At 40.7% G+C, this 10,899-nt stretch carries 6 protein-coding genes, 2 tRNA genes and 2 rRNA genes (1 of these 10 cut by a window edge); 4 read left to right on the plus strand and 6 right to left on the minus strand.

All coding sequences use genetic code 11. The features are described 5' to 3' along the window. The 6 genes from GX437_11820 to GX437_11845 form a co-directional block, all read right to left on the minus strand. Complete coding sequence (locus tag GX437_11820) at positions 1 to 1,503, minus strand: hypothetical protein (protein NLJ08347.1); 1,503 nt, start codon at positions 1,501 to 1,503, stop codon at positions 1 to 3. Positions 1,504 to 1,524: 21 nt separating this feature from the next. Further along, entirely contained in the window at positions 1,525 to 3,276 is a 1,752-nt protein-coding gene (locus GX437_11825) for a T9SS type A sorting domain-containing protein (protein NLJ08348.1), read from the minus strand. 68 nt (positions 3,277 to 3,344) lie between these two features. Further along, positions 3,345 to 4,793, minus strand: a complete 1,449-nt coding sequence (locus GX437_11830; protein NLJ08349.1) for a glyceraldehyde-3-phosphate dehydrogenase — start codon at positions 4,791 to 4,793, stop codon at positions 3,345 to 3,347. 87 nt (positions 4,794 to 4,880) lie between these two features. Next, positions 4,881 to 6,341 (minus strand): aminomethyl-transferring glycine dehydrogenase subunit GcvPB, encoded by a 1,461-nt coding sequence (locus GX437_11835; protein NLJ08350.1) that lies wholly within the window; start codon positions 6,339 to 6,341, stop codon positions 4,881 to 4,883. Positions 6,342 to 6,382: 41 nt separating this feature from the next. Further along, positions 6,383 to 7,096, minus strand: coding sequence for a pyridoxine 5'-phosphate synthase (locus GX437_11840; GenBank protein ID NLJ08351.1), 714 nt, complete (start codon positions 7,094 to 7,096; stop codon positions 6,383 to 6,385). 3 nt (positions 7,097 to 7,099) lie between these two features. Beyond that, positions 7,100 to 8,503 carry an adenosylhomocysteinase gene (locus tag GX437_11845; GenBank protein ID NLJ08352.1) on the minus strand — a complete coding sequence of 468 codons (1,404 nt, stop codon included), beginning with the start codon at positions 8,501 to 8,503 and terminating at the stop codon, positions 7,100 to 7,102. A gap of 501 nt (positions 8,504 to 9,004) precedes the next feature. On the opposite strand from GX437_11845, the gene GX437_11850 reads away from it, so the two are divergent. From GX437_11850 to GX437_11865, 4 genes are all read left to right on the plus strand, one after another. Further along, positions 9,005 to 10,531: ribosomal RNA gene (locus GX437_11850) — 16S ribosomal RNA — on the plus strand. A gap of 60 nt (positions 10,532 to 10,591) precedes the next feature. Then, a tRNA-Ile gene (locus GX437_11855) sits at positions 10,592 to 10,665 on the plus strand. 12 nt (positions 10,666 to 10,677) lie between these two features. Further along, positions 10,678 to 10,754: transfer RNA gene (locus GX437_11860), tRNA-Ala, on the plus strand. Between the two features lie 58 nt (positions 10,755 to 10,812). Continuing rightward, positions 10,813 to 10,899 (plus strand): 23S ribosomal RNA (locus GX437_11865) (it continues 2,817 nt past the right edge of the window). The 16S and 23S rRNA genes sit together here with 2 tRNA genes alongside, the layout of an rRNA operon.

Raw genomic sequence — 10,899 nt, forward strand, 5'->3', positions numbered from 1 at the left:
TTACCACGTTGAAATTGCAGCCCTTTTCCATGTATCAGTATTGCCACCTGGTCCATCTCCGTTTGTACAAATATAGATAAAGTCAGTATCCCATCTGATTTCCCCTGTATAACCATTATCAGATGATGAACTTGGAGTGGAAGAAGTCCTGATTCTGATTGATGAACCATTAATATCAAGCTTACTTGTAAGAGATGTTGTAGAAATTCCAATATTAGTTCCATCATCATATAATATTGAGCTTGACAATGAAGTTGATGATGAATATTTTGAAAGATAACCAGATGTCCCTGACCCACTTAGCTTAGTTGTCCATGATAATAAACCACTTCCATCTGTTGATAATACATCTCCACTTGAACCATCAGAAGAAGGAAGTGTATAGGTTATATTACTACTTTGAGTCTGAGCTTTAAATGCGGTGTAATTGTTTGAACCATCGTAAAAGCCATCTGTCGAATTCTCATTTGGCTCAACAAATCTTAATTCTGCAGCTGAATTAGTTATGTTATCAAGTATTACGTGTCCATTAATACCATAAAAGGCTATATCAGTAGCAGTTCCTCCGTTTGCACCATCATAATCCCATGCCCAACCTTGAACTCCAATGTTTACAGAGCCAGAAGTTAAACCATAAGCACTTCCGGAAGCTCCTACGTTATTTTGCCCATTAACTGACATTCTGCCTGCTATTCCAGCATTAAAATAACTCCCGGCACTTGCAACTTCACCCCATACACCAACATTCTGATAATCACTATTAGCAGCATATCCATTTACTCCATTATTATATTTGGTACCTGAAGCTGCACCGGTGCTTTTACCATTAACACCAAAATTATAGGTACCAACTCCAGTCGTATTTCCATAAACCCCAAAGTTTTCAGCACTGCTACTTGTTCCATAAGCAAAGCCATAAGTACCATAATTATAAGACCCGGAGCCTTCAGAAGCATGACCAGCCTGCCCGAAAATACCATAATTGGTTGTTGTGCCATGTGCATATCCTGTCACAGCTCTGTTGTCAGTGGTTCCTCCTGAAACGTTAAAATAGGAAAGCCAGTTTTCAGCTCCGCTACTGCTAAGTAAAGCATGCAACCGATAACCCGGACTTGTTCCTATCCCCAGCCTTTTATTGGTATTATCCCAATAGAAATTACTGTTGTCCTGGCTTATCGTTGTTCCATCACTGAACAACACACTTCCGGATGTTAAGGAAGGAAGAGAAAAGGTGCTTAATTTTTCCCATGAACCATAATTCCTTAAATAAAGTCCTGTTGAGCCACTGGATTGATAGACAATCAGGCCATCGGCAAGATTTATCATCCCGTTTCTTTGTGTAGCAGTCAGTCGTGGTAATAATAATCCTTTGGTTGTTGATCTGACATCCAGCACCGCTGATTTATCTGCTGAAGTGTATCCTGCAGTATCTGTAACAACTGTCTGTGATCTTACAACATTTATCACCAATACAAAAACAAAAAGTGTCAGAATCTTTTTCATAATTGTCTGAATTTTAATCATTTATTGAATAAATATTTTTTTCGTGATGAAATTGCCGTTTGTCTGAATATGAATCAAATAATATCCTCTGGCCACATTCAGATTAAAGTAATTGATATGTAAATCCCCTTTACAGAGTATTTTCCCCATCATATCTGTTACCATGAAATTTCCTGCCAAATTTTTAGGATTAACCAGATAAATTGTTTTTCCGGAACTATACACCTGAAAATCAGCATGATTTTCTGCAATGCCAGTAAGGTCAGGATTGATATGAATAAAAAACCGGTTGATGTTAGTCCCCTTTGCCGGAATAAATTCGTAACTTCTTAATTCTGCCAAATCAATAAATTTCTTTTCCTGACGGTCTTCAAGATAAATCTTAACTGAGGGATCAATATTCTCAAAACCAAGCAGTTTAATCTGATGGTTAATTTCAAGTCCGGCATCCAAACCCAGAGGGATTACCTTATTAGTCGTTGCATCAATCTCCGGTAAGCTGTTAATGACATATTCTTTTTCATCCCAGATGGAATAAAATGCCAGATTGGGATTCCCTTTAAGTTTTATACCATCATAAAGTCTGTCATGCTCATCTGTTGCTTCTTTCCTGAAGGCAATAATGATTTCATTCGACAGATTAAAATCATTCGTTACAGATAATTTTATTCTTTGAAAATCAATGAGTTCAGGAGTAAAGAATTGCGCATCTGTCGTGTGCATTCTTTGTGAATTTTTAAAGTAAAGTGTTCCGCTTCCAGCACCTGATTTTTTCACGAAAAAAGCCTGGCCAATGGCTAAAACTCCATTGGGGGCTACCTGTTGACCTCCACCTGAAGCAGCAGAGCCACTTCCGTTCCAACTGGCATAATCGGCATTGCTGTAGCCACCTCCACCACTTGTATCGCTGTCCCAAAAATATAATGTACCATCAATCAGAGAGTTATCAGCAACAAATGTCGAACAACTTACCGCTGAAGGATAGGGATTCCCCACCAGATTCCAGCCATCTGCACTTGAATTACCTGAGCTGGTATTGGTGATGGTTACACCTATATCACTTGAAGTATTCAATGTTCCTGTAAAAATCCTGGTCGTCCAATTATCATAAACTGCCGTATAACCGAGTCCGTCAGTCAGTGTACCCGATAAAATTCTTGTCCAGCCAATATTCGGATCAGTGCTGGTATTGGTTTCATCATACCAGTAAACATTGTAATTTCCATTGGTATTGTCATAAATGGAGGTAAAAGCCCCGTTATGTACCGGAGATGAAACAAAATGCAGCCTTTTTCCTCCTGTGAGATGTCTGTGGACTGTTAAGTTTCCGCTATTGCTTCCGGCATCAATCAAAGATGCTGTTGAATACGTTGCACTCGACAGTAAAGTAAATGAACCGGTCATGGTCAATATTCCATTAACGTTCACATGCTTACTGGCCGGAACTTCAACAGCCGCTCCGGAAGCAACAGTCAGATTATTGAAATCTGTACGGTTGTTACCGGTAATTTGTTGGGTTGAACTTCCATTGAAAGTAACAAGTCCACCGCTAAGTGTTTGAGTACTTCCTTTATTGTTGGTCCAGTCTCCGGAAACAGAAATATTTCCGCCAGCTGTGAATGATCCTGAACTCCCAATTGTAAAATTCTGCGTTATCAGATATCCACCTGAAGGTACAATCAAATAGCCTCCACTATTATCATAAACTCCCTGAGCATGTATAAAAGTGGATATAACCATGACAGTAAAAAGGCTTTTGGCTTTTTTCAGCATAAAAGAAAAGATTTTTTACAAAGTTCTTTAAAATTAATTACAGGTGAAAATTTTTTTAATCACATTTGTTAAAAATAGGTCAGTCTCCTCACGCCTGCCAGATGCTTTGCATATCTGACAACCTGTTCTGTATATCCCCATTCGTTATCATACCAGACATATATCACCACATTTTTCTTGTTCTCTCCAACAATGGTTGCAGCTCCGTCAATAATTCCTGCATGGCTGTCGCGGATAATATCGCTCGATACAAGCTCTGCATTTTCAGAAAAATCAAGCTGTTCGACCAGATTTCCATGCAGGCTGTAGTGTTTCAACACACGATTAACTTCTTCCTTGCTGGTTTCTTTTTTTAATGTCAGGTTCAGGATGGCCAGCGATCCATCAGGTGTCGGAATACGCACGGCATTTCCTGTGAGCTTCCCTTTCAGATGAGGCAGTGCTTTGGCAACTGCTGAGCCTGCTCCTGTTTCGGTAATGACCAGATTAAGTGCTGCAGCTCTTCCTCTTCTGTATTTTTTGTGGTAATTATCCAGCAGATTCTGGTCGTTGGTATAACTATGCACGGTTTCTATATGTCCGAACTCAATACCAAATTCATCATCAATAATCTTCAAAGCAGGAACTATGGCATTGGTTGTACAGGAAGCTGCAGAAAATATACTTTCTTTTTCAGGTGAAAATTGATCATGATTAATACCAAAAACAACATTTGGAATATCACCTTTTCCGGGTGCAGTAAGTAAAACCTTTGAAATACCTTTTGCCTGAAGATGCTTGCTTAAGCCCTCCCTGTCGCGCCAGACTCCCGTATTATCTATCAGCAAGGCATCATTAATACCCCATTGTGTGTAATCAATTTCTGAAGGATGATCGCTTGAGATGAGTTTGATAAATTGACCGTTTACAATAAGTCCCTCATTTTCATAATCTTCATCCACAGTTCCTCTGAAAGGTCCGTATATCGAGTCATTTCTGAGCAACTCTGCTCGTTTTTGAATCTGGGCAGCATCCATTTTCCCTCTGATGACGATGGCCTTTAACCTGAGCTGCTCTCCCTTGCCGGTATTGTTGATCAGTAAACGGGCTGCAATCCTTCCTATCCGGCCAAATCCGTAAAGTACTACATCTTTTGGCTGAAGCCTGAATTTGTCTTTTCCGATATAATCCTTAAGCCGCTCGCTGACAAATTCATCGGCACTCCTATCCTTCCCGTCTTCAAACCATTGGGAAGCAAGTATCCCAATGTCAATTTTTGAAGGAGCAATATCGAGTTTCTGAATGGCAGTAGCAATTGAAAGTGTGTCGAAAACATAAATTTCTTTTTGGGTTATCTGCCTTCCAAGCTTATGATGCTGCAGGATAAGCTCTATCCCTTTGTCAAACAACTTTTTACGAAAAAAAACCAGTTCAACCGATTTGTTAAACCATAAATCATTGACAATCGCAGATAATTTCGATGCTGCTTTTTCTCTCTCAATCCAGTTGTTCAGTAATTCATCAACCTTTTTTTTCATGTGTGATTTTTTAGATTAAAAAAATTTGATATGTTGCCTTTTTTTGCAACAATCATTCCGATTGATTGAGAAATTATTGCCTGAAAGCTAAAAATCAATCATGCAGCAAACATTAATATTTTTGGCAGCATAGGCATCATCCAGCCTTGCTGTCGGCAATGTATGTGGTGCAGTCTTTACAATTTCAGGATTCGAAGCAGCTTCTTCGGCTATTTTAATCATTGCATCACAAAATGCATCCAGTCGCTCCTTACTCTCGGTTTCAGTGGGTTCAATCATCAGACATTCATGGACAATCAAAGGGAAATAAACCGTTGGCGGATGAAACTGATAATCCATCAGTCTTTTGGCCACATCAAGTGTACTGACTTCATATTTCTTTTTTAAGGAATGGCTCGAGAGTATTGCTTCGTGCATGATTTTTTCGTTTCCATAGGGGGCATCATAATAATCTTTAAGCCTGTTAAGGATGTAATTGGCATTGATAATGGCATTTTCAGCCACCGACTTTAATCCATCACTCCCATGCATCAGGATATAGGTATAAGCTCTCACCATCATGCTGAAATTCCCCCAGAATGCATGTACCCGACCAATCGTATCCTTACATTCACAATTCATCACATATTGATCTCCATGTTTCTCGACAACAGGCTTTGGTAAATAACCCAACAAGCGTTCACCGACTCCAACTGGTCCTGAACCAGGGCCACCACCTCCGTGAGGGGTCGAAAAGGTTTTATGTAAATTAAAATGCATGACATCGAAACCCATGTCACCCGGGCGTGCCAATCCAAGAATGGCATTCAGATTGGCTCCATCCATATACATCAATCCACCTGCCTGATGAACCAGTTCACATATCGTTTCAATTTGTGTTTCAAATATCCCGACTGTATTGGGATTGGTCAGCATCATTCCGGCTACTTCATCCGAAAGTTTCGATTTTAAATCTTCAATATCAACTTGTCCGTTTTCGAGCGAGTTGACCGAAACCACTTTAAATCCGCTTAATGAAGCACTTGCAGGATTGGTCCCGTGTGCTGAATTGGGGACCAGAATTATTTTTCGTTTGTCTAATTCCCCTTTTTTTTCATGATACTTTCTGATGATGAGTATTCCGGTAAATTCCCCGTGGGCTCCGGCTGCGGGCTGTAACGAAACGGCTTTCATGCCTGATATTTCGCCTAAAAATTCCTGCAATCGGCACATTAGTTCCAATGCTCCCTGAACCTGATCATCTTCCTGAAGGGGATGTATGTTTAAAAAACCCTCCATTCTGGCTGTCAGTTCATTGACCTTCGGATTGTATTTCATCGTACAGGAACCTAAAGGGTACATGTTTTTATCAATATGATAGTTTTTTACGCTCAGATTGACCATGTGCCGCTGAAGCTCATTTTCACTCACCTCTGGAAGCGGTATTGAATTATCCCTCTTGTATTTTTTGGGTAATTTGTGTGTAAAATCTGCAATTTCAGATTTGGGGAGATTGTAGGCTTTTCTGCCAGCCTTACTCTTTGAAAAAATTAATTCTTTATCTATCATAAGTCATACGCTTTAAATGAATTTTTTTTGGGCTTTCGAATTTATTGTAATTCCCTTAAATAAAACTGAATTGTATTTTCAATTCCAAAATAAAGTGCATCCGATATTAAAGCATGCCCGATTGAAACTTCAAGCAAATCGGGAATATTCTGTCTGAAATACCGTAAATTTTTGAGATTCAGGTCGTGTCCGGCATTTATACCCAATCCACAATTGTTTGCCATTCTTGCACTATCGACATATTCCTCAATGGCTTTTGCAGGATCTTCCGAATAAAACTTTGCATATTTCTCGGTATAAAGCTCAATTCTGTCAGCCTGGCATTTTACTGCTCCTTCAACCATTTTTGGATCCGGATCAACGAAAATGGAAACTCGAATTCCATACCTGTGAAATTCTTCATTGACTTCTTGCAAAAATGCCTGATTTTTAATAGTATCCCATCCTGCATTGCTGGTCAGTGCCTCAGGAGGATCAGGAACAAGGGTTACCTGTGCTGGACGAACACTTGTTACGAGTTCAACAAATCTTTTTGTCGGATTTCCTTCAATATTAAATTCGGTAGTAACCACCTTTTTTAGCTCATACACATCATTGTAACGAATATGACGCTCGTCAGGTCTTGGATGTACTGTTATTCCTTCAGCTCCAAAACGTTCACAATCAATGGCAAACTGAATAACATCCGGAAGATTTCCTCCCCTGCTGTTTCTGATTAAGGCTACCTTATTAATATTAACACTTAATCTGGCCATTTTTTAATACCTGTAATGATCGGGTTTAAAAGGACCTTCTTTTTTAACTCCAATATAATCTGCCTGAGTATCAGTTAATTTTGTCAGCTTTACTCCAATTTTTTCAAGATGCAGACGCGCAACTTCTTCATCCAGATGTTTAGGTAAACGATAAACACCAACAGGATATTTATTTTTCCATAAGTCGATCTGTGCAAGCGTCTGGTTTGAAAATGAGTTGCTCATCACAAATGACGGGTGCCCCATGGCACATCCCAGATTGACCAGCCTTCCTTCTGCCAGCAATAAAATCGAATGACCATCGGGGAAAATATATCTGTCAACCTGTGGTTTGATATTAACTTTTTTAATGCCCTCAATTCTTTCAAGTTCATTTACCTGAATTTCATTGTCGAAATGGCCAATATTACATACGATAGCAAGATCTTTCATTTTGCTCATGTGTTCAGCCGTGATGACATCCCTGTTGCCGGTAGCTGTAACAAAAATATCGGCTTCTTCAAGCGAATCTTCAACTGTTTTGACTTCATAGCCTTCCATGGCAGCCTGCAAGGCACAGATTGGATCTATTTCAGTTACAATCACCCTTGCCCCATTGGCACGCAATGACTGAGCCGATCCCTTTCCAACGTCTCCATAACCGCAAACCACTGCCACTTTTCCTGAAATCATTACATCTGTGGCCCTTTTTATGGCATCTACCAAAGATTCCCGGCAACCATACTTGTTGTCAAATTTTGATTTCGTTACAGAATCATTGACGTTTATGGCTGGTATTAATAGCTCTCCTTTTTCAAACATCTGATATAACCTGTGAACACCAGTCGTGGTTTCTTCCGAAACTCCCCTGAGTTCACTTACAGTCCGGTGCCAACGCTGAGAATCCTTCTGATAAATGTCTTTCAATAATTTCAATATTATCTCTTCTTCTTTGTTTGAAGGCTTTCTGTTGAAAAACTCAGGATTTTCTTCTCCCTTATAACCCCAATGTATTAATAAGGTAGCATCACCACCATCATCCACTATTAAATTTGGGCCTTTGCCATTTTCAAATTCCAATGCTTTTGAAGTGCACCACCAGTACTCCTCCAGGCTTTCTCCTTTCCATGCAAATACAGGAACTTCTGAGTGTTTGACAATTGCTGCGGCAGCATGATCCTGTGTGCTGAAAATATTACAACTTGCCCATCTGACATCGGCTCCAAGTTCTTTTAATGTTTCAATCAAAACAGCAGTCTGTATGGTCATGTGTAAAGAGCCACTGATTCTTGCTCCTTTTAAAGGTTTGTCTTTACTATATTTCTCACGTATCGACATTAATCCGGGCATCTCCTTTTCCGCCAACTCAATTTCTTTTCTTCCAAAATCTGCTAATGAAAGGTCGGCAATTTTAAAATCTGTTATCATCTTTCTTATTTTTATCGTATTAATTTTGCGGCAAAAGTAGTTAAAATCTTTATTCCCATAAAAAATGTACGGTAGGGATAATCTGCATACAACCATCTGGGAGTCAGTATCAAGTAAACATAACCAACGCACAATTACTTAATTATCAATAATTTAATAAATCAAATGGGCTATTTTCTTAAATTAGCATAACAATTTCATTAAATTACTGATATACAGTAATTAACAAAAGATTAAGAAAGAATAAAAAATTTTAAAAAAAAATTTGGAGGATTAAAAAAGCTCCCTACCTTTGCAGTCCAATTTTTTACGGTCATAATTAATGATTTTGAGTTCTTAAAAAATTTGAAAAAAAATTTGGAGGATTAAAAAAGATGAATCATCTTTGCAGTCCTTTTTAAGTTTGAAAATTTAAGTACAACCGCAAGGGTTGATATAAAAGTTCTTTATAAGGTTGTGGAAAAAAGCGTAAGGTACTGAGCATAATATAAAAACCTTTTTACCATGAAGAGTTTGATCCTGGCTCAGGATGAACGCTAGCGGCAGGCTTAATACATGCAAGTCGAACGGTAAATATTGAGCAATCAATATGAGAGTGGCGCACGGGTGAGTAACACGTATGTAACCTACCTCTAACCGGAGAATAGCTTCGAGAAATCGAAATTAATATTCCATAATATCTGATAGCGGCATCGTTAACAGATTAAAGCTCAGGCAGTTAGAGATGGGCATGCGGTCCATTAGCTAGTTGGTGGTGGTAATGGCCCACCAAGGCTACGATGGATAGCTGGTCTGAGAGGATGATCAGCCACACTGGCACTGAGACACGGGCCAGACTCCTACGGGAGGCAGCAGTAGGGAATATTGGGCAATGGGCGAAAGCCTGACCCAGCCATGCCGCGTGCAGGATTGAAAGCTCTATGAGTCGTAAACTGCTTTTGTCTGGGACGAAAATAACTTTTCTAAGTGAATTGACGGTACCAGACGAATAAGGACCGGCTAACTACGTGCCAGCAGCCGCGGTAATACGTAGGGTCCAAGCGTTATCCGGATTTACTGGGTTTAAAGGGTGCGTAGGTGGTTTGATAAGTTAGTGGTGAAATCTTCCGGCTTAACCGGAAAACTGCCATTAAAACTATCTTACTTGAGTGTAGCCGAGGCGAGTGGAATGTATCATGTAGCGGTGAAATGCTTAGATATGATACAGAACACCAATTGTGAAGACAGCTCGCTAGACTATTACTGACACTGAGGCACGAAAGCGTGGGGAGCAAACAGGATTAGATACCCTGGTAGTCCACGCCCTAAACGATGAACACTAGACGTGTGTGGCTTAGCTATACGTGTCCAAGCGAAAGCGTTAAGTGTTCCACCTGGGGAGTACGGCCGCAAGGTTAAAACTCAAAGGAATTGACGGGGGCCCGCACAAGCGGAGGAGTATGTGGTTTAATTCGATGATACGCGAGGAACCTTACCTGGGCTAGAATGCGCGTGACGATCACCGAAAGGTGGTTTCTCTTCGGAGCACAAAGCAAGGTGCTGCATGGCTGTCGTCAGCTCGTGCCGTGAGGTGTCGGGTTAAGTCCCTCAACGAGCGCAACCCCTATCCTTAGTTGCTAACAGGTCCGCTGAGCACTCTAAGGAAACTGCCTGCGTAAGCAGTGAGGAAGGAGGGGATGACGTCAAGTCAGCACGGCCTTTATGTCCAGGGCTACACACATACTACAATGGTTGCTACAGAGGGCTGCCACCTGGCGACAGGGAGCCAATCCCTAAAAGCAACCTCAGTTCGGATTGGAGTCTGCAACTCGACTCCATGAAGTTGGATTCGCTAGTAATCGCATATCAGCAATGGTGCGGTGAATACGTTCCCGGGCCTTGTACACACCGCCCGTCAAGCCATGGGAGTCGAAGGTACCTGAAGTCGATGACCGAAAGGAGTTGCCCAAGGTAAATTCGATGACTGGGGCTAAGTCGTAACAAGGTAGCCGTACCGGAAGGTGCGGCTGGAACACCTCCTTTTTAGAGATATTTGCTCTTACCTTACCTTCCACAACCTTTTTTATTTCTTTTCCCTATTATTTCTACAGTCCCGTAGCTCAGCTGGTTAGAGCACTACACTGATAATGTAGGGGTCCGCAGTTCAAATCTGCGCGGGACTACGAAAATAATCAGGGGAATTAGCTCAGTTGGCTAGAGCGTCTGCCTTGCACGCAGAAGGTCATCGGTTCGAGCCCGATATTCTCCACCATATAGGCATTCGGCCTAAAATATTGTTCTTTTACAGACTGTTTATAATCAATTTTTTTAGAAAGCAAATAAGGGCGTACGAGGAATGCCTAGGCTTTCAGAGGCGATGAAGGACGTGATAGGCTGCGATAAGCTTCGGGTAGGTG

The sequence above is a fragment of the Sphingobacteriales bacterium genome (assembly GCA_012517435.1).
GTDB lineage: Bacteria > Bacteroidota > Bacteroidia > CAILMK01 > JAAYUY01 > JAAYUY01.

Excerpts from the sequence above, each read along its gene's own strand:
- GX437_11840 (NLJ08351.1), bottom strand. The coding sequence starts at position 7,096 with ATGGCCAGATTAAGTGTTAATATTAATAAGGTAGCCTTAATCAGAAAC.
- GX437_11825 (NLJ08348.1), bottom strand. The coding sequence starts at position 3,276 with ATGCTGAAAAAAGCCAAAAGCCTTTTTACTGTCATGGTTATATCCACT.
- GX437_11835 (NLJ08350.1), bottom strand. The coding sequence starts at position 6,341 with ATGATAGATAAAGAATTAATTTTTTCAAAGAGTAAGGCTGGCAGAAAA.
- GX437_11830 (NLJ08349.1), bottom strand. The coding sequence starts at position 4,793 with ATGAAAAAAAAGGTTGATGAATTACTGAACAACTGGATTGAGAGAGAA.
- GX437_11820 (NLJ08347.1), bottom strand. The coding sequence starts at position 1,503 with ATGAAAAAGATTCTGACACTTTTTGTTTTTGTATTGGTGATAAATGTT.
- GX437_11845 (NLJ08352.1), bottom strand. The coding sequence starts at position 8,503 with ATGATAACAGATTTTAAAATTGCCGACCTTTCATTAGCAGATTTTGGA.